At 33.7% G+C, this 20,926-nt stretch carries 18 protein-coding genes; 3 read left to right on the plus strand and 15 right to left on the minus strand.

The window, feature by feature from the left end; translation table 11 throughout:
• Position 1: 1 nt before the first annotated feature.
• The 9 genes from traK to OZP12_RS12895 all read right to left on the minus strand — a co-directional run bounded on the left by traK (position 2) and on the right by OZP12_RS12895 (position 7,597).
• Positions 2–622 carry a conjugative transposon protein TraK gene (traK, locus tag OZP12_RS12855; protein ID WP_281225412.1) on the minus strand — a complete coding sequence of 207 codons (621 nt, stop codon included), beginning with the start codon at positions 620–622 and terminating at the stop codon, positions 2–4.
• 17 nt (positions 623–639) lie between these two features.
• Complete coding sequence (traJ, locus tag OZP12_RS12860) at positions 640–1,845, minus strand: conjugative transposon protein TraJ (RefSeq protein WP_281225413.1); 1,206 nt, start codon at positions 1,843–1,845, stop codon at positions 640–642.
• 4 nt (positions 1,846–1,849) lie between these two features.
• On the minus strand, positions 1,850–2,485 hold the full coding sequence (locus OZP12_RS12865; RefSeq protein WP_281225415.1) for a TerB family tellurite resistance protein: 636 nt from the start codon (positions 2,483–2,485) through the stop codon (positions 1,850–1,852).
• An 11-nt stretch (positions 2,486–2,496) separates the two neighbouring features.
• Complete coding sequence (locus OZP12_RS12870; protein ID WP_281225416.1) at positions 2,497–3,111, minus strand: hypothetical protein; 615 nt, start codon at positions 3,109–3,111, stop codon at positions 2,497–2,499.
• A 13-nt stretch (positions 3,112–3,124) separates the two neighbouring features.
• Positions 3,125–3,814 carry a conjugal transfer protein TraI gene (locus OZP12_RS12875; protein ID WP_281225417.1) on the minus strand — a complete coding sequence of 230 codons (690 nt, stop codon included), beginning with the start codon at positions 3,812–3,814 and terminating at the stop codon, positions 3,125–3,127.
• A 13-nt stretch (positions 3,815–3,827) separates the two neighbouring features.
• Positions 3,828–6,296 carry a TraG family conjugative transposon ATPase gene (locus OZP12_RS12880; RefSeq protein ID WP_281225418.1) on the minus strand — a complete coding sequence of 823 codons (2,469 nt, stop codon included), beginning with the start codon at positions 6,294–6,296 and terminating at the stop codon, positions 3,828–3,830.
• 32 nt (positions 6,297–6,328) lie between these two features.
• Positions 6,329–6,643 (minus strand): DUF4133 domain-containing protein, encoded by a 315-nt coding sequence (locus tag OZP12_RS12885; protein ID WP_281225420.1) that lies wholly within the window; start codon positions 6,641–6,643, stop codon positions 6,329–6,331.
• 27 nt (positions 6,644–6,670) lie between these two features.
• The gene (locus OZP12_RS12890) at positions 6,671–7,009 is read right to left on the minus strand and encodes a DUF4134 domain-containing protein (RefSeq protein WP_281225421.1); all 339 of its coding nucleotides are present in this window, start codon (positions 7,007–7,009) and stop codon (positions 6,671–6,673) included.
• A 147-nt stretch (positions 7,010–7,156) separates the two neighbouring features.
• Positions 7,157–7,597, minus strand: a complete 441-nt coding sequence (locus OZP12_RS12895; protein WP_281225422.1) for a hypothetical protein — start codon at positions 7,595–7,597, stop codon at positions 7,157–7,159.
• A 455-nt stretch (positions 7,598–8,052) separates the two neighbouring features.
• Between OZP12_RS12895 and OZP12_RS12900 the strand changes: the two genes are divergently transcribed.
• Complete coding sequence (locus tag OZP12_RS12900) at positions 8,053–9,777, plus strand: phospholipase D-like domain-containing protein (RefSeq protein WP_281225423.1); 1,725 nt, start codon at positions 8,053–8,055, stop codon at positions 9,775–9,777.
• 152 nt (positions 9,778–9,929) lie between these two features.
• Here OZP12_RS12900 and OZP12_RS12905 read toward each other — a convergent pair whose 3' ends face one another.
• From OZP12_RS12905 to OZP12_RS12915, 3 genes are all read right to left on the minus strand, one after another.
• The gene (locus OZP12_RS12905; protein WP_281225424.1) at positions 9,930–11,123 is read right to left on the minus strand and encodes a hypothetical protein; all 1,194 of its coding nucleotides are present in this window, start codon (positions 11,121–11,123) and stop codon (positions 9,930–9,932) included.
• Between the two features lie 111 nt (positions 11,124–11,234).
• Positions 11,235–12,065 (minus strand): helix-turn-helix domain-containing protein, encoded by an 831-nt coding sequence (locus tag OZP12_RS12910; protein ID WP_281225425.1) that lies wholly within the window; start codon positions 12,063–12,065, stop codon positions 11,235–11,237.
• A gap of 356 nt (positions 12,066–12,421) precedes the next feature.
• Positions 12,422–13,018, minus strand: a complete 597-nt coding sequence (locus OZP12_RS12915) for a hypothetical protein (protein WP_281225426.1) — start codon at positions 13,016–13,018, stop codon at positions 12,422–12,424.
• A gap of 492 nt (positions 13,019–13,510) precedes the next feature.
• Here OZP12_RS12915 and OZP12_RS12920 point away from each other — a divergent pair, with 492 nt between their 5' ends.
• Both OZP12_RS12920 and OZP12_RS12925 read left to right on the plus strand, forming a co-directional pair.
• Complete coding sequence (locus OZP12_RS12920; RefSeq protein WP_281225427.1) at positions 13,511–15,184, plus strand: AraC family transcriptional regulator; 1,674 nt, start codon at positions 13,511–13,513, stop codon at positions 15,182–15,184.
• Positions 15,185–15,320: 136 nt separating this feature from the next.
• Positions 15,321–15,497 (plus strand): histone H1, encoded by a 177-nt coding sequence (locus tag OZP12_RS12925; RefSeq protein WP_281225428.1) that lies wholly within the window; start codon positions 15,321–15,323, stop codon positions 15,495–15,497.
• Positions 15,498–15,781: 284 nt separating this feature from the next.
• On the opposite strand, the gene OZP12_RS12930 is transcribed toward OZP12_RS12925, so the two are convergent.
• The 3 genes from OZP12_RS12930 to OZP12_RS12940 form a co-directional block, all read right to left on the minus strand.
• Complete coding sequence (locus OZP12_RS12930; protein WP_281225429.1) at positions 15,782–17,290, minus strand: ATP-binding protein; 1,509 nt, start codon at positions 17,288–17,290, stop codon at positions 15,782–15,784.
• Between the two features lie 405 nt (positions 17,291–17,695).
• Positions 17,696–18,073: a DUF7793 family protein gene (locus OZP12_RS12935; RefSeq protein ID WP_281225430.1), complete on the minus strand. Its 378-nt coding sequence runs from the start codon at positions 18,071–18,073 to the stop codon at positions 17,696–17,698.
• Positions 18,074–18,107: 34 nt separating this feature from the next.
• Positions 18,108–20,534 carry an aminotransferase class I/II-fold pyridoxal phosphate-dependent enzyme gene (locus OZP12_RS12940; protein ID WP_281225431.1) on the minus strand — a complete coding sequence of 809 codons (2,427 nt, stop codon included), beginning with the start codon at positions 20,532–20,534 and terminating at the stop codon, positions 18,108–18,110.
• Positions 20,535–20,926: the final 392 nt, after the last annotated feature.

Raw genomic sequence — 20,926 nt, forward strand, 5'->3', positions numbered from 1 at the left:
ACTATTTTCTGTTTTCAACAGCTAAATCCTTATTTTCAATAGTATTCCAACGTTCAATTAGAAAACCATGAGGATTATTGTCACTTCTGGATACACTTCGAAGATCGCCTTCCGTGACAAGGCTACGTATTAGAATACTGGTTGTACGAACAATGTTTTGCTTTGAGTAACATTTAAAATGATATGGGTAATCTTTTATATCTACGTTGATACTGTCTATCTGGATCGTTTGACTGATGTTTCCGGAAATTATTCCCGAGTAATACCCGTTTTCTTTTAAATCATCATAAATCCTTTTGGCAGAATCATCAGCCAGATATAGTGCTTTTGATAGATTGCCCTTTATGACTTTATCGTCAGGATCCAGAATAAAGAAAAACTGGTGAAACATCTTGACATGATCCCTTGCCTCAACCGGAATATTATCTTTCCGATCAGAAGAAAAAGCTTCCAAGACTTTCCCATTAGCGAGGATATAAATCTTGTCTTGCATCTTACTTATTGACTTAAAGCTTTTGTAGATAACAAACATGCTAATTACCACAGAACTAATTATAATTAGAATTGTAAAACCTCTCACGTATCTAAAAGCCGAATCTACATTTTTCATTTTGGTAAACATAACCCCTGCTTTTTAATTTAATTCGAATTTCCTTTTAGCTTACTTCCCATGTATCCTTCTTTATCCTGAAAATAGGGTGAGTTTCCTGCCGATGTAGACATACTTTGTGACATTTTCCCTGCGCCATTCCCCATCGAATCCATAACCATTCCGGCCCCTTGGGATGCTTTGTTGATCACTGAAGTAGTTGCTCCTCCAAAGAGACTGGTCACCTTCTGTCCAAGAGCACCACCTCCACCGGCATGGACAATATAATTGGCTACTGAGGGAACGGTAAAATATCCTATTATGCCAATAATCATAAAAATGAGATACGCCATGTCTGTCCTGCTAAAAAAGGTATCACCGGTATTGTGCACCTGAGCTATATCCAATTTTAGCATCAGTTCCTGAATTCGCCCGATAATACTTCCAAAAATATTAGCTACCGGTAACCAAAGATAAATATTGATATACCTAGCCAACCATACAGTAAGGGTATGCTGAAAGCCATCAAACACTGCAATACCAAAAACAAATGGTCCCAAAATGGAAAGTACTACAAGTTGGAAAGTCCTGAGTGTATCAATGCACAAAGCTGCTGCTTCAAACAATACCCGCAATACTTCGCTCATCCACTCTTTTACCGAATTTCTAAAACTATAGGACGCCTTTTCCATAGCAAATTTGACATCGTTTCCAATGCCAGACAACATATCCTCATTTGAAGGATCTTCATTATCGTGGGTGTATTTATACCACCTATCCCTATCCCCTGTACCATCCAGTCCAACGTACATTTTCCAGGGATCAGTTTGTTTGATTGCTTTTTCCTTTTCTTTCAAAAGAATAGCTACTGCATTATTTGATCCTTCTACCATTGCCGCCGTAGCGGCAACTGTCGGCTTCATGACTCCATTAATAAGTGCCAATACCGATGGAAAAATCATTATACAGAACCCGATAACAAAAGGCCGGAATAAAGGATAAAAATCAATGGGCTCTGCATTGGCGATATGCCTCCAAACCCGGGAAGCTATATACCATATCGCTGCAAATCCCGCTATTCCCTGCCCCACAGCCAAAAGATTACTGCATAAAGGCATCATCTCATCATACAGTTGATCCAAAACAAAATGAAGGCTTTTCATGTCATTTCCTAAACTCTGAGCCTGTGTCATAAAAGGGAATAGCACTCCAAGAATTATAAGAATAGCCCTTTGATTAATCTTAAATAAAACCATAGCTCTAGTTATTTAGTTTGTAAAGACTTTTCGACACCTGTGCGTCATTTGCCTCTTTTGTTCGTTGCAGCACCAAAATATTAGACGACGCATTAAAGCTTTTCAGAAAATGCAATTTGTCCTGCATTTCCATATAGATCTTATCAATAGCCTCCAGCCGTTCATCATCGGACATCCGAAGTTTTCCATCAGCCATAACCATGGTCAGTTCATCAAGATTTCTAAGACTTTGATTGAGTAAATTGCCATAAATATTTTCAAAATAATTCAACTCTTGAATGGTAAAGCTGTCACTTTTTCGAAACCTGTTTAAGCCCTTTTTGCTCTCTTTAACTAAAAGAATCTGATAATTGATAATATCACCTACCCTTTTGTATTTCTTGACTGCTGGGCTTACTTGCAAAAGGGCGTCCAGAAAAGTTTTGTGCAGGCTAAAATTTCCTTGGGACATATCTTTCACAGCCTTATAGCCTCCCGATAAAACATCATATCCCTTTTTCATATCACTTAGAATCTCTTTGAATTGAGCCAACTTTTCGATATTCAGAATCAATTGCTGGATCTCCTGAACTTGAGAAAATCCTTTTATCGGAAGAAGCAGAACTAAGGTGAATATTGTTGAAACAAAAATCTTTTTCATAACTATTGATTTTATAAAGCATGAAGTAATTGAGCGGATTTAACATCTTCATTTTCATGAACTTTCGAAAATGAAAGCCCTAAACTCTCCTCGCTGAATGATTTACAAAAGGCATAATTATCCAGCATTGCTTCATACAACTCATCAATCCGTATAATTCGCTGATCATCTTTCATTTTCAGTTTGGAATCCAGTGTAACCTCCATAAGGACTTCCAATACATCATCACAATCCGCTAAGAGCCTATCAAAGGAACGTTCGATATAATCCAGTTCATCACCATGAAATAAATCACTTACCCGCAATTGCTCGCGAGTCCTTTTATAGATTTTCACAATTTTGAGCTGCAAGGAAATAATCTCAGCGACCTTGTAGTACTTTCTTATTTTTGGATTAACTTGTTTTAAAGAATTAAAATAACCGCTATGCAGATTAACCTCTCCTTTCTTTACATCTCCAATAAAATTGAGTCCCTTTTTGACTACCGTATAGCCTTTTTTGACATAATCGATATGAACCTGTAGAGCGGCAATTTGAAGTAACAATTCTTTTATTTGTTTATTTTGAGCATGTAGTCCCGGATGAAAAATAAGTGTCGCCACTAACAATAAAACATTCTTTTTCATGATTTCTTTAGTTTTAAGGGATTCCGTAAAATTGTTTCACTTTCTGAGCCTCAACTTCTGTTTTAGCCCTCTGAAGACTTAGCATCTTATTCTGGTCATTGAACAGCAATAAATCATCATAATTAGCATCGATTTGGTCTGCAGCCTTATTAATAATTTCCAATCGCTTTAGATCACTCATTTGGGTCGTGAAGGAATCAAGTATTAAAAATATCTGATCCATATTTTTTAAGCTTTCTTCCAAAATTCCTGTATAAACCCGCTGCATATATTCAAGCTCTTCAGCCGTAAAATGACTGTCTTGCTTAAATAATTTCCAAGCCCGTTCATACTCGTCCACCAGTCTGGCCTGCTTTCGGGTGATCTCTTTAATTCGCTGATAATAGGCAATAACTGATTTGACTTTCATCAGTTCATCGTAATACTCCTTGTAAAGGTCCCGCTGCTTTTGTGTCCACTCGGAAATCTCATTCAATTTTAATTTAGATAAGATGTTCTCTATTTTCTTCTGGGCGTTTTGCAACCAGATGGTCTTGTTCTGCAAACGCTGAATCCGGAGATCAATGGCTTTTATTACTTTAATAGCGACCTGTCTTACAAGCTCCAAGATAGGTAGTGCTGTGACATTTGTAGCAGGCCGTGCTGGGGTAGATAGTAGAAATAAACAAAGCACAGCGGCAATTAATTTTGTTTTCACTTTCATTTTTCTTTTTCATTTAATTTCCATTTCTCAAATCAAAAGCCAATGCAGCTATACCTTTTTTGATATCGCCTCCGTACTTTTGGGCGTAGGTGTGTACTTTCACCTTTTCACTTTCTTCTGTGGTATAAACCAGATATTCCTCCAATGAAACCTCTGTTCTGTATACCTTGGAAAGCATCCCTCCTAATGAAACGAATACTTCTTTATATTTCTTAGTTGGATCATTGGCCTTATTAACCGATAGTACTAATGCTTTTTCTTTCTCAGTAAGTCCCAACAATTCCTGTATCTGATCAAATTTGTTTTGATACTTACTTTGATCCAGTAGGATTTTGCAATCGCTATTATTGATGATAGCCTGCTTGACGACCGGGGAAGAAATAATATCTTCGACTTCCTGAGTAACCACAATGGCTTCACCAAAGAACTTTCTCACCGTTTTAAAAAGGTATTTGATGTACTCTGCCATTCCCTCTTTGGCAATGGCTTTCCAAGCCTCTTCAATCAAAATCATTTTACGGATACCTTTTAGTTTTCGCATCTTGCTTATAAAAACCTCCATGATAATGATGGTCACCACCGGGAAAAGTATTGGGTGGTCTTTGATATTATCCAATTCAAAAACAATAAAACGTTCCTTTAAAAGCTCCAGGTTCTCCGTCGCGTTGAGCAGATAATCAAACTCACCACCCTTGTAGTAAGGTCGTAATACATAAAGAAAATTGTTGACGTCAAAATCCTTTTCTTTTACCTTATCGCTTTCTAAAATCAAAACAAATTCTTCTTTCAAAAACTCGTAGAAGGTATCGAAGCAGGGAAAAATAGTACTTTGAATTTCCAATTTTTCATAGTAAAGTTGCAAAGCATTGGACAAAGCCACATATTCACTGCGGTTAAATGTTTCGTCATCTTTTTTCCACAAAGCCAAAAGCAGTGTTTTAATACTCTCCTTTTTCTCCGTATCCAAACTGTCTCCCTCTCCGATGTAAAATGGATTGAACCGAATTGGTTTTTTTTCATCATAGGTAAAATAATAGCCGTTTACCATATCGCACAATCCCTTGTAACTATGTCCTACATCAACCAACACTATATGCGTTCCTTGTTCATAATAGCTTCTAACCATATGATTGGTAAAAAAGGATTTTCCACTTCCCGATGGCCCCAAAATGAATTTGTTTCTATTGGTACATATTCCCATTTTCACCGGCTCGTCACTGATATCCACATGAACAGGTCTTCCGGTAAGGCGATCGCCCAAACGAATGCCAACAGGACTGAGTGAAGAACCGTAACCAGTCTCCATATTTAAAAAACAAACCGCTTGCTCGATGAAGGTGTCAAAAGTGTCATTCATTGGAAAATCAGCTTCGTTCCCCGGTATCCCTGCCCAGTATATTTGAGCAGCTCCCACTGTTTCCTGTTTGGCAGCCGTATCCATTTGGGCGAGTGCCGACGAGACCTTATTTTTAATATCCTTTAATTCATCTTTATTGGACGACCAGGCCAAAATATTAAAATGTGCCTTTACAGGTGATCGCTGTTGGGAAACAGCTTCATTTAAAAAATCGTTTGTAGCATCTCTTGCAGACAGGTTCTCACGGCTGTAAGCCGATAATGACTGTAAACGAAGACGTTTGCTTTCTAACTTCTGAATGGCCTTTTGGACATCTTCTATAAACAGGTATTGATTATAGATGTGATTACAGGACAAAAGCTGCCCTAGAGTCGATGCAAATCCGATACTGAATTTTGTCCTATCCGTCGAATAGCGATCAAAATTGATTCTAGAACCACATAGGGCAGGCAGATCAACAGCATCACCTAAGGTAAAGAGTTGGCAATATTTATCCCCAACTTCTAAACCATTATCAAATTTGATATCATTATAGATAAAAGGGTCTTTCCCATCTGATAAAAAACAATATTGTTCAATTAACCCTAACGAGCGGGTTTGGCTTTTTAGGTCATTGTTCACTAATCGTGTGAGTTTTACAAAGCCGCTATCCTCCAAAATCCGTTTAAACTGGCCGGTACAGTCAATAAAATCCTGTAACAATTGTGGCTTTAAAGTTTCTTCGGGAACAATCGATCGTCTTATCAGGTTTGAAAACAAAGAACTAGAGCTCTTTCTTGTAACCGGCTTTTTTGTCAACATGATATAGCACGAATGGTTCAAAAAAGACCTTTCGTTAAAAAAACGTTCACTACTTTGACTTAGAAAACTATTGTCCGTACCGGTAAAATCTGCCTGATGTGCGCTTTCTAAAAACCAGTCCTGCTTATGAAAGACACATCGTTTAGGAAGCACTTTTACAGCTTTAATCCAGGTTTGATGAAATGCTTCATATTCCTGATCCGATAAGGTAAAAATCTCCGGTAGTTCTGCTTTAAATACGATAGTTACATCCCCTTGTTTTGATAAAATACAGTCATGTTCCACCGCCATAATTGGCAGTACATCGTCCATCTTCGTCTCCATCACCTCTCATTATTATCATTTAAAGCCGCCCTCTAAAACCTAATAAATATTTTTCGAGTATTGCATTTTATATGTTTTGGAATTTGTTTGCCAGCCAAAGTCTTCATCAATCCGTACTCCCCATATTTATTGCTCATATTGTAAATTTTATAGATCAAAAGAGATCCAGCAATAACAATAAAAGCGACACAAACAATCGATGGGATCCCCATCACATATAATATCGCAAATAGAATCATCAATAACACAACCCCTCCTCCCAAGTACCAGATGTATTGCGCTTTCAATCCTTTAAATTCGATACTCTGATTGATTCCTTTATTGATTTTATACACACTGCAATTCATCAGCTATCCTTATTTCTCCGTTAAAAACTAAACGCCAAAGAAGGACTTGATCACAGTTGCCACCACTACAAGAAAAACACAACTACCAAACCAGGCCGCAGCCACTTTACCAGTGTCGGGATCTCCGGAATTCCATTTTTGATATACTTTTACAGCTCCGATTAATCCAAGTATGGCTCCCACAGCATACATCAGTTCGGTTCCCGCATCAAAATAACTCCTAACCTTTTGATTGGCTTCGTTGATACCGGCTACTCCATCTTGAGCCATGGTCGAAACCGATATTAGAAAAAATAGTATTTTAATCGCGCCCAAAGGTTTTAGCCCCCTACTAAAACTCTTTAATTTAATTTCCCTTTCTTTCATCTCTGATCATTTACAAATTAAAATTTTAGTAAAAAAATAGCAGAGAAATACCGCCGTTTCAGCCTCTACCTCCTTGTCACATTTCGCCATACCGCACTTGAGCGAACAGGGATACTCCTCTGCATTATTCTATTTTATTATTTGGTCTCAGCCCCACAAACCATCAACCTCGGCATAAGTTAAAATCAGCTGTGGGTGCTTTTCGCATTCTGAGACCATAAGTTTATTTAGTTGGATTCGTTCTGAAGGTTTATTAGCCTGCGGATAATCATGGAGAATTAATTTTAAATGGCTTTTAAGTTCTTCATTTGAAAAATTAAGCTCGCAACTTTCTTCAATAGCTTTCACCAATAAAATTGATAAATCTTCTTGATCCTGATCTGATTTTGAAGATTGAATCTCCTCTGAAAAAAGGACTTCAATATTTTCAATGTTTTTACTTCTTAAAAGAAAAATGCCCTTGGATTGTCCACTAAAAATTCCTTTTACATCTTCTGAATAATAATAAAAAATCACAAAAACATACCACACCGCGGTTAAAACCAAAATTGTAATTAAATAATTACCCCATGAAATAGTTGAAAGCATAATAATTCTCTTTAGTCATTAAACATCTTCTCCCTTACATCAAACACCACTTTAACATTAACTTCCTAGTTAATTGTAAGTCAAAGGAACTACAAGAATGGACTTTCTACAAGTACAACTTTTTTCTTGTACCCTACTGTACCTTAAAGAATACCTAAAAATCAAAAGAATCCTAAATTTTATTTAAGGTTTAAAATAAGTTTAGACCAACTGGATACTATAATTTTATTACCACAATATTTCATGTTCAATTTGAGAAAAGTAGAACATTAATCTAACTGAGATTAAGCTTTTATTAATTGTAAGAATTAAAGTGACAAACAAAACCAAACAATAACTATAATTAACTATATTTGAAATACTTACAAAAAATAAATATTAAAAAAACAGTATAACAACCGATTACTAAAGCATTAAAAACTAAGAGAATCTTGAACAATAATAAGTAAAATCATATGGCTGCAAACGAGACATCCGATTTCCTGATTACAGGTACTAACAAAAATGCGCTCTTTACATTAAAAGCATATCGCGGAGAAGGCATGCTTTTACTAGCGATGAACTGGAAAAACACTGAACCTCCCAAAGATTTTGTTGGTTTTTCCATTGAATACAAAGAACCTGGGGGAGATAAATATTTTGCCCTAAAAAACCGACTTTCTTTCCTCAATGAAAAGGGTAAAGCAAGCCAGGAAAGCATTTCCTCCCTCCAAGCACCTTTTCAGAAGTTCCGATGGGTTCATTTTCCCAGAAATGCAGATTTGAAAGGAAACTTCAGCTATATGGTTAAACCCGTATTTATGGGCAGTAATGACGAATTAAGTTATGGAGAATCTCAAATAGTTGAAATCGCACTAAGTCGTGAAACCTATCCTGGTAAATTAAATGTATCCTTTACTCGCGGTTTTGTTTCTTCACAAGCCTTTGTTGACAAATATGAAGCTGATGGTGGAATTGCTGCCTTACTCCCACCTAAAGCCAAATTCGGTCTTGATTTTAAACCAAATCATCCAAAAGCAGATGAAGCATTACCATGGATGGGATTTGAAGCAGTGAACGAAATCCTAAAACTGCTCGATGAAGCTATTGATGATAAGGATGCTCAAGTCAGAGTGGTAGCATATGATCTTAATCAGCCTGAGGTTGTTAACAGGCTTATTCAGTTGGGAGACCGATTAAAAATAATAATTGACAACAGTGGCGATCATGGTGAAATAGATTCTGCTGAGACGGATGCTTCGGAACGACTTAAACAATCTACAAATAATAAGGTCAAAAGACACCACATGAGCCAATTGCAACATAATAAGACAATTGTGGTGAATGGTCCAAAGGTGAAAGCAGCTGTTTGCGGCTCAACTAATTTTACCTGGAGAGGTTTTTATGTTCAGGCAAATAATGCTGTCATTATAAGAGGTGAAAAGGCTATAAAACCCTTCCTTGAAGCCTTTGACAATTATTGGAATTTTGATGATGCCAAAAAATATGGAAAGACTCCGTCAGCTGAATGGAATGATATAGGAATTGAGGGTATTGATATTAAAGCCTCTTTTTCTCCCCATTCTAATTCAAATTCACTTTTAGATGTAATTGCTACGGACATGGAAAACAAAACAACTTCCAATCTTTTCTACTCGCTTGCCTTTTTATTTCAAACTTCCGGTTCCATAAGGGATGCTGTTACAAGACTTACCAATGACAATAAAATTTTTGTTTATGGAATCTCTGATAAAAAAGTTGGAGGACTGGATTTACAAAAACCTGATGGCAATGTTTCTCCCGTTTATCCGTCTGAAATAAGCAAGGGCTTTCCTGAACCATTTAAATCTGAACCAACTGGAGGGACAGGAACACGGATGCATCATAAATTTGTTGTAATTGATTTTGATAAGCCAACTGCCAGAGTTTATCTAGGCTCCTATAATTTCTCTCCAACCGCAGATAAAAAAAACGGAGAAAATTTACTCTTTATCAAAGACCGAAAAATTGCAATTGCATACATGATAGAAGCGCTTAGAATATTTGATCATTATCATTTTAGGGTAGCAGCCAAAGAATCCAAAAAATCGGGAAGAGCATTGTGCTTATCAAAATCTCCGAAAATGGATAGTGAAAAACCTTGGTGGGACGAATACTATTCAGATATTAAAAAAGTAAGAGATCGTGAATTGTTTGGTTAATACTAGAAATTACCATACAACCATCCAAACATAATATGTAATACTATAACAGATATACAATTACGAAAACCTCCTTGAAATCCAATTCAAGGAGGTTATTTTTTTTAAATACATCAAAATTCATTCAAACTAAAATTCAAAGAACTCAAAAATTAAAGCTCCTTTATATGCTTAATAATTCGTTCCAAAGCCTTAATAGCAACATCTTTATCACGATCCTCGGGATGATATGATTTGCTTCGCATCGAATCGTAAGACAGCTCCTTTTTCTGAGGTGTAGAAAGATGAGGAACTATAGTTTTAAAAACCATACTCATAGAACGGGATTCCAACAAGCGGGATTCATCACATGCTCTTAGAATAAGAGCGATTTGGTCTATGGATAAGTTAACTTTAACGCGATCCTGCTCGAAAGTTGAAGCCTGATTGATTTTTTTAAGGTCGCCAATATTTTCAGAAAACTGCATCGTCTTTTCTAAATACAAAATTTCCTGATGGAACCAGTTGTCAAGTATCGTTTTTAAATTCTGATGGTCCGGATAAAGAATAAAGCTCTGGTGCGACTGCATTTGGTTGAATTCTTTATGATGAAAATGGAGGCTGTCGATCCGCTCTGCTTTTGTCTGAAGTGTATTTATTTTCTCCGAAATACTTTTCGTTAAATTATTAACATATTCCCTGCTGTTAAAATTCATATAAATTAGAAGCCGTTCTAAATCAGTATATAACTTTTCTCCTTTGCTTTCCATTCTTAGCGCTTCCAACTCTTTAACCAATTGTTTTTTATAAAAGACTTGCCGAAAAGTAACCTTTTTGTTCTTCTTCGAATTGAAGAAAAAATACAGTTCCCTATAAATAATATCGATAACCCTTTTATCATATCCATTATAAACTGGGCTGTTTTTTAACTTATCCAATTTTTGTCTTATTTTCTTTTGTGAGTCTACGTGATATGTTTTGGGTATTCTGGAATCCAAACTCAAATATTTGGTAAACTTGGATTGAACAAAAGTAATCAGTTCATCAACACATGAAATTAAAATAGAGCTAGCTTCCTTTAGGTCTTCATTTTCAAAATTATTCTCATCTTTGGTTCCTATTAGATTATCCAAAAGATCTATTAGGGCCGTATGATAATTCTCAAGAAATATCCTAATCTGTTTTTCCTTAGTCAAAGAAAAAACCTGATTTGTAAATTGGGACTGGATCAGCTTCGTTTCTTGAGCTGCTTTTTCACTTATAGCTTTTAACTGAACCGAACTAATTTGATTAACATCGTTTCTTTTTGGGTTAAGAGTTAGGGTCACCACTGAATCCAGCCACTCTAAAAGGTAGGTTTGAGTCATGTTTTTTTACTTTTAATTAGTAAATATTTCTCCCGATAATAGATTGGGAGCACTCTAAATCAATGCTAACAAGACATCACTAACCCATTCAATACAATTATTTTACGACATTCAATGAAAATTTAATCTTAAACGATATTCAGAAGGAGACAGGGATGTATGCCTTTTAAAAAAATTACTAAAAAAAGAAGAATTACTAAACTGCAATTCCTCTGTAATATCCAAAATAGTTAAATGGTTGTCTTGAAGCAAAACCTTAGCTTCTAACACAATAGACTCTTCTATAAATTGCTTTGCAGTTTTCTCTGCAACTTCCTTAACGGTTTTGGTAAGATGACCTGGAGTTACATGTAAAGTATCAGAATAGAATTTTACACTATGCTGTTTTCTGCAATTAATTTCTAAAATTTTAAAAAATTCCATGACCAATTTTTCTTTACTGGAATGTTTTACAGTGATTTCCCGGGATGACCTTTTATATAAACCAGCCAATTCATAGAGTAAAAGATTAAAACTAAAAAGCAGTATTTCATTTTTAAAAACATGCTCACTTGACATTTTCACTTTGCCATTCAATAATTTAAACAAATCAATTAATACTATAGCTTCTTTGTTTTTCAACACTATTTTGGTGGAAAACCGTGTAATGAAAAAATCAAAATATCCAATATGAGGCCATCTGATCCTATTTTTAAAAGCAAATTCTGAAGTAAATGATAATTGGCTAATTTTTAGTTGATCACTTATAACCACAACTTCACATACTAACCGACTTGATATCACAATCATTTCATTTACTGACAAATTGATTTTTTGGTTATTCACTTGTATGCACAAAAAGCCCGAATTTACAATCAGTATAGAAAAATGATCTGCACCAATTAATTCCCTGAAAGCATTTTTTGATGTAATGCTTTCAAAAATGCAAACTTGTAAACCCAAATGTTGATATTTTGTTTTTTTGCTTACCAAGACAATACTCTTTCCAGAATTATAATTTGCAATGAGTTAAACAAACGTTGCTGTTTTGTTCAATCGAATTGAAGGTTACTTGTCTAATAGTCTTGCCATCAATGAAACAGAAACAAAAAACAAGTTTGAAATAGTGTTCACAAAAAATAGAAATGTAAGACTTCGACTAGTAGTACTTTTTATCTTGCCATTTGTGAGGTAGCCAATTATTTCATCATAGGATAATAGATCTATGATGAAATAAAGACCAACTATATTGAAAAGGATTAATAACACACTAAATACGCACACTATTTCCTTTTCAATAAATAAAATTCGAAACATAATCAATTAGCCCCAAGACTATTTATCATAATTCCTATTATGAGAGAACATTTAACGGCTTCCGATGAATTCTCGATGGCTCCGCTAACACCTCCTACACGATTACCTACCGAGGAACCCCAATCTTTGTCTTTACGTTCTTCATCATAATAAAGGGAATACCTTGTTATGGACGATGTGGTGAGAATAATTCTTTTGTCCTCATCTGTAAATACAACATTATCCATTACAGATGACTCGTAGGAAATTATCGATTGATAAATCTCTTCGTATGGCACGTTCTCCCATAAAAGCACATCATTCATGAAATTGGAAAGGCTAGTTTTTGCTTCATTTGTCATTGTGGAATTTGAAATAACTTCTTCCAATTTGGCTTGGGGATTATCAACAATGTCTTGCATTTCCACAAGATTAACAGGTTGACTGGGTTGTGAATTTAAAAGCGTTAAATCGCCATTCGATGCTGATATAGCTTCAATTTGTTGGTTGATTTCTGCAATCGTAGTATACGTATAATTACCCGTTAAATAAACATCAAGTATCTCATTGTGTAGTTTACCTGCTAAATCATAAATATTTGCTGGGTTCTCAGGGCTCAAGCTTTGAAGTAAACGTGCTGTCTTTGTTGATTTTTTGTAGTCAACTTTAGTATCTGCACTATCAGAACTGTCAATGGTATCAGTAGTGCAAGAGACAATCAGTAATGTTAAAATTACTGACGATTTTGAAATTTTTTTCATGATTAAAATGTGTTAAATGTGATCGGCTATTTTTGTAGCCAATTCATTTCACCCGGGTAAGCAGAACTTTAATTTAGCACGATGCCAAACTTTTTGCTTTTGAATTCGAGACAAATCTAGAAGTACAATTTTGGCTTTGCAACACATTATATTTCGATTTTTGAAAATAACACTATTGATTTTCGGAAAATCCACACATATCCATTTGTCAAAAACTCACTGATTTTTAATTATTTACATTATATTTGACGGATTTTTTTTAAAATAAATTGTAGACTATTTTTATACGACTAATACTGCCCCAAAAACCACGGTTTTATAAAAAACAATGCCCCATTTTTAACTTAACCTATGATTAAAAAGTATCTCTTAGTAACTGTCCTATGTGTAGGACATTCTGTTTTTGCACAGGAAAGTACCTTTAGAATTCCAGATACTCTTCGAGGCAAGGATTATGAATATCTCTTTGACCGGATAGAGGAATCGGAAAATTTTGTTTCTAAACAATCACTATATCTTAAATCTTTTTTATCTAAAGCCAAATCAGAGAAAAACTGGAAAGAGATTGTAAATGGTTATAAAAATCATGTTCATCATTCACCAGAAAATTTAAAACTGGTATATGCTGACAGCATGATCTATATAGCTAAACAATCGAAGGACAATGCCTTAATCGGTTCAGCCTATCTTTCAAAGGGAATTGTATATTATACCCTGAAAAAACATAATTACGCTTTAGACAATTACCTTATAGCCAATAGTTATATTTCCAAAACCCATGACAAGTATTTAATCTATAAGGTAAAATACAACATTGCCAATATAAAATACTATTTAAGACTTTACGATGAGGCGATTTCCTTGTTTAGGGAATGTATACAATTTTTTAAAGAAAAAAATGTGCAAGGCTATTTAAATTCTCTTCACTCGCTTGGCTTGTGTTACAACCAAGTTGGAAATTATGGATTGTGTACAGAAACTAACGAAAAGGGGATTTTAGAAGGAAAAAGATTGGGCAATAATGAAATGGAAGCTTATTTCATCCACTCGGAAGGTATTAACCAGTATTTCAAAAACAATTATGCTTCTGCCATTAAGAAAATCACCTATTCTCTTCCTTCCATACGTAGAAACAAAGACTTCGGAAATGAAGCCGTTGGCTACTTCTATATAGGAAAGAGCTATTGGAACCTTAAGAAACCTGAAATTGCACTACCCTATTTCAAGAAAGTTGATAAAATTTTTAGTGACAAAGAATACATTCGTCCTGATCTCCTTGAGAATTATCAATTATTAGTGCACTATTATAAACAGAAAAATGATCTAAAAAGTCAGCTTTTTTACATTAATAAATACATAAAAGCAGACAGTCTTTTGGATACCAAATATCAATATCTTACCGGTAAAATCCATAAAAAATTTGACACGGGTGAAATATTACTTCAGAAAGAAAATATTGAAAAGTTATTTGAAAAAAGAAAACATAATGACTTGATTTTTGCATCTGTCATCACCATTTTATTTTTATCCCTATCATTTTTGGCTTACAGATACTTCAAGAACAAGAAGATGTACAGACAAAAGTTTGAAGAACTCATGGAGAAAAGTGCGATAAACACTAAAACCGAACCCAAAAACGCAAGCAAGGGAATAGAAGATATCAATCAAGACACTGTTGTTACTCTCTTGAAACAACTGGAAAAGTTTGAAAACAGCAAAAAATTTCTCGAAAAAGATCTGACCGCATCAAAACTCAGTGCCACATTTGATTCGAATGTAAATTATCTTTCTAAAATAATTTACCATTACCGTGGGAAGAAATTTGTGGAATACATTAATGACCTGAAGATTGATTATATCATTTCACTATTGAAAACGGATAAAAAAATCAGGAAATATTCAAACAAAGCTCTAGCGGAAGAAGCTGGCTTTAGCAGGACACAACGCTTTGCAAATGCATTTTATTCCAGAACAGGAATGCCTACCTCCTACTTTATAGAAGAACTAATAAAAGAGCAACCCTAAATGTATTAACTGTTTACAAAAAAAAGAATGACTTTGATAAGGCAGAGAATTTAATTTATATCAATTTTAACAACAAATTATCCCTATCCTATCAGTAAACTTCTATTTTTTCGGGCTAATTTAATACAATATTCTTATGACAGATTTAGTTGCAAAAATCAACACAGAATTCGAAACATTTAAGACAGAATCTGATTCACTTGTTGAAAAAGGTGTAAAAGCTGCCGGAGCAAGAGCCCGTAAATCAACTTTGGAAATAGAAAAACTTTTAAAAGAGTTTAGAAAAGTTTCAATTGAAGAATCTAAAAAATAATTTCATTTTTACTTTAACTATTAATCCTTTCAGAGTATTGAAAGGATTTTTTTGTCTATTTCTCAAAGAAATCTTTTTAAAATACGGTCTGACTTTTCTTCGAAAATTCAAAATAAAAATGCTTGTTATTTTAACGCTTTCTGTATTTCCGTATCTGTTGCACTAAAGAGTTTTGCGGTCTTGTGTGAAACAAAGTACAGTATCTGCATTTTGTTTCTGAACGTAATGCAACTCCCATTACTCCTTTGTATTTATTGGGAATAAAGGATTCTCCGAGTTGAACACTATGTTTTGTTGCTTTGAACCAATTCTATTATCATTTTATATAATTCACTAGATTCAAATGGCTTGGACAGATATTTGTCTATTCCTAAGGAAATACAGGCGTCAATATCAGAACCAGTTACTACAGCTGTTAATGCTATAATAGGAATATTTTTTTTTTCAACATCTTCTAAATTACGGATAACAGATGTGGCTTCAAACCCATTCATTTCCGGCATCATTAAATCCATTAGGATAATATCAAACCTTTCATTCTTAAGTGCTTCTATTGCTAATTTTCCATTGGCAACAATTGTACAGTCAAAATTAAATTTTTTCAAAACTGTTCGCATCAAAAGTTGATTGATATGATTGTCTTCAGCTACAAGCACTTTGACTTTATCATCATTAGCCAAAATTGTTTCTTGATTATTACTAATAACTGGTTGAAAAACAAATGGATCAGAAGTAGATTTCAGAAGAGGAATAATCGTAGTGAATTTGGAACCTGTACCGAGTTTACTCTTGACATGTATTTCGCCATTCATAATAGTAATAATTTTCTTTATCACGGCTAACCCCAATCCTGTCCCTCCGTATTTTCTACTGGTATCATTACTAACTTGAATAAAAGGATTGAAAATAGAATTAATTTTGTCGGATGGTATTCCAATCCCTGTATCTTTTACTGAGATCTCTACAAAATGATAACCATTTTCTTCTCTATCAAGTCGAATTTTTAGTTCCACCTTTCCTTTTAAATGATTAAATTTAAAAGCATTACTGACCAAATTGAATAATATCTGAGAGATCCGAATCGAATCACCAATAAAGACCGCAGGAACATTTTTATCAATTGAGACATTAAAATCGATTTCTTTTTCCCTCATTTGAATTGAAAAAGTATCGTAGATAAACTGCGCTAGTCCACGCAAATTAAACGGTTCTTGACGGAGTGTAATTTGTCCGGATTCTATTTTTAATAAGTCTAAAATATCGTTTATAATAACCAGGAGGATATCTCCGGAGATTTTGATCGAATCCAATTGCTTTTTAGCTTCGCTATCTAAAGAAGTATTTTTCAACAATAGATCGGTAAATCCCAAAATTCCGTTAAGCGGTGTGCGAATTTCATGACTCATATTTGACATGAATTCATCTTTTACCCTTACCAATTGATTAGAACGTTCTTTTTCTTCAACTAATTTTTTATTGATTACTTCCAACAAATTTTTGGAAACCATTACAGCTTTTAGTTCTTCGATATAGGTATTAAACCCCATACAAAAAACATCTAATTCGTCTTGTGCATCAGAAATTGGGAGTTTATGGAAAAAATCACCTGCATAACAATTTGAAATATGATCAATGATAAGATCAGTCCTATTCTTTTTGGACTCCATTTTTTCTGATAAAAATAGTAATTCCTTGTAAACATCATCCAAACGACCACCATTCGTGATTTGTACATGAAATTCATCTGCATTGATTGAACGAACCAGAGCTAATATTTCTTTCAGTTTAGTCATCTAATAGTTTTATACTTAGTTTTTCTGATAATCAAACTCAATTACATCAATATTTATGACATTCCTTTTTAAAGAAACTATTGGCTTTTTACACCATGAAAAACAACAATGAATTTTGTCAGATAAAAATTCACATTAGTAATTCAAACCTATAACAATTCTAATTTTAACAATAATAAGTCAATCTTCAAAGTAATATTACATTTCTAAAATCATGATACAAATATTACTATTCCTTATTCTAAATATCGATCCTTAATGCATTATCATTTTTTCTTCTCGACAATCAACATACTCGATAATTTTAATCAACGATAAAGATTCCTAATTATTGATCAAAATTTAATTCATGTATTTTTTATTACTTCATGACAAATTTTGATTTTTCGTCTCCTTTATCCTGGCCTATTCTTTACTCAATCCATTTAGCCAATTAACTGCATCCTTTTTATTGGTAAACCCTTTTAAAGGAACAATAGGATTTTTCAATATCATGAATGTGTTCAGAATGAATTTTGTTACATGAGAATTTAATAGAATTGCACAACCATATAAATACTCTTGCCCTTTTTTTTCGGCATAATCACGTGCATGTATATCATAGGATCTAATTCCATTAAAATCATAACACCAGTATTGCTTTTTACCTCCTGATATTTGATGTCTTAGATTGATTATTTCTTTGATATTTTCAAGTGTTCCTTCTGTAGGTCTTTTAAATTGAGAATATAAAATATCGTTTTCAAACCAAAATTTAATAAATTCATTTTCTAATTTGTTCATAATCAATATTTATTGTTTTTAACGTATCTTATTGCTATTTAGTACGTATATTAGAATACGATTCAATTAATTCTAAATTATAAGTTTCATCGACTTTCAAGAAAGCATATAATGGAATTGTCTCTGCCAGATATTTTTGTTTTTCAAAATCAGCAGTTAACCCTAAATAGGTAATTTTTTTATTAAGATCATTTCCTCTTTTTACCATTTGAAACATGGCTTGCTTGTAAACATGATGGGTGTCAATATAATTATAGTCCAAACCAACAATCAATGGTGAGTAGTGATCATAGCCAATATATCCAAAAACAACTGCAATGAGTAGATCGTTCTCTTTCAAACGAATTTCAATGAATTCCCATTCTGGATACTTGCAAAGAACATGAGGTAATTTTTTCGGATATGAAAAAAAATTATATGAATAGTTCACATTTTTAACATTCGAAAACAAATCAAAATATTGAGATGCTTCCTCGTCTGTTATTTTATTTTTAGTTCTAACATCAAACTTATCAAGATGCCTAATAGCATATTGCTTAATATTATTTCTTTTTTTACTTGATTTTATCAATGCCATCAAATCTGTAGTCGTTTCCCATTTGGGGTTTTTTATAATGTTAGTGTTTGGCATTTTTATTTTAGCATAACCTTCATCCTCTAAAATTGAATTCAAAATATTGTCTTTATTGAAATCTCTAAAAATGACGGTTGAAGCTTCAATTTCTTTTTTAGTTTTTGCAACAAATTTAAATAAGGAATTAATTGCGTTTCTCCATTCAGCATGCTCCGAATCTAAGTAGATAAAGTCCCCTTCTGCAAACAAAGATCCCATTGCCAATGTTTTTGAACACAAATAAAAAGGATTTGTTTTACGAACTTCTTCTATATTTTTAGACACATTTTCTTGTGACAGCATATCATCTTTGTACAAAGCTCCAGTAAAGAATGTAGCCAATACAATGTTTTCATTTTTGTCTTTAACTATAAGATAGTGAAAACTCCAGTTCTCTTCCAATTTTTCATTATTAGAAAAAATCTCTTCCATACATTGCATTCCCGAATGACTTATATTTCCTCTATCTTTAAACATCTTGTTCCAAATTCCCGGATTGATGTCTTGTATTGCAGTATATTCTTCACTAATTAAATTAGAGTCTGTTGCTGTGTTATTGCTTAGTATAGTTCCCTGTATTCTTTCAACAGAATAACCAAACTCTTCATAAACTCGTTCAACGCTATCCCCTTCTTCTTCAATAGCTTTTGGCAAATGATATTCCATAACATCAGTAAACAAGTCAATATCTTGTTTTGTATTATGTCGTGTTAAGGTAAACCGCAAGCCTGATTTATCATTAGGGACAACAGGAAAAATAGCAGTATTTACATAAATGCCTTCTTGTAAAATACGATGAACAAAATTTCTGGTTACTTTATTTAAACCTCCACCGATAAAATAAATTGGTGAATCGGGAGAGGAAATATTGGTCAGATTTTTTTCTGCCAATCTCTTATTCATATAATCCATTAATTCTCTTAATTCTGCCTGATACTTATAAATATCACTTGACAAATGAATTTTAGCAGAAGCAATTGCCGCACCAACATTTGCAGGCGAGAGAGGGTGAGAATAGCTTAGAGGTCCCCCAAAAATATCTACTTTTCTATACATTTCAGGATCAGCAAATATTGCTGTACCGCCAACACATCCAAAACCTTTGGCTAGCGTAGATATCAAAACAATGCGATTGTTTACTCCTAACTGATTGTAAATATGCCCAGCTCCATTTTTACCTTCCCAAGCCATTCCATGTGCATCATCGAAGTATAAATTCAGTTTAGGGTATTTATTGAGCATTCTTTTTAAAACGCTTGTATTCGGTAAATCACCGTGCATAGAATAAACTCCATCAGCCATGTACCAAATCCGATGGTACTGATTGTAGTTTTCCTGGATCATCTCCTCTAACATTAAATAATCAGAATGCCGAACCATTTTTACATCTGTGCCTTGCAACTTCATGTTTTTGCATGGAAATTGAACACTGAAATGAACCTGTTGATCCAGAATAATTAAGTCATCTGGTTTTATAATTGTACTTATAACTGAAATATGTGCATTTGAAGTTGAAGTATAGCAAATCACTTTATTGCCATCAAATATCTGAGACATTAACTCCTCCAACTCCTGAATGTAGGTGGGACGCACATATGCCCTGGACATGGATAATTGGGTACCAAATTTTTTTGTCAACTGAATTGAATTGGCTATTAAATCTGGATGAGTTTCTAACCCCATATAACCGCAGGTTCCAAAATTAATGAGTTCATTTCCATTGATTGTAAATTTCGTTCCATCGAAATGTTGTTCTTCGGAATTGATATGCATGATGCCTTTTTCCTTAGCTGAAGTCCAAACACTATCAACAACATCCAGATAATTATTGTGGTTAATTTTTGCCAAAATTTCAAGTATTTAATTAAAACTATACTACATTATATGATCTAATGCACCTATTAAAACTTTAAACTATGAAAATAAAAAAGGAAATATATTTATTACAAAACAACACTACAATACGATAAAAAATAAGGAATTCACTCAAAGTTAAGAAATTAAATGTAAGAAACAACGACTTTTCAATATTTCTTCATTTTACTTAATTAGTAAAGTATTATAAAAAAATCAAATTAGTCAACAGGAGATACTCAACAATTCTTAATTTGCAATACGAGCGGTTGACCAATTTGAACTTACAATTTCGAGCTGGAATACAATTTAAAGTTGAAAAAATAATATATTGTACTATTAAAAAATGTTGCTTACACAAATAGTGAACAAAACATTCTAATTTT

The sequence above is a fragment of the Flavobacterium aquiphilum genome, assembly GCF_027111335.1.
Classification (GTDB): domain Bacteria; phylum Bacteroidota; class Bacteroidia; order Flavobacteriales; family Flavobacteriaceae; genus Flavobacterium; species Flavobacterium aquiphilum.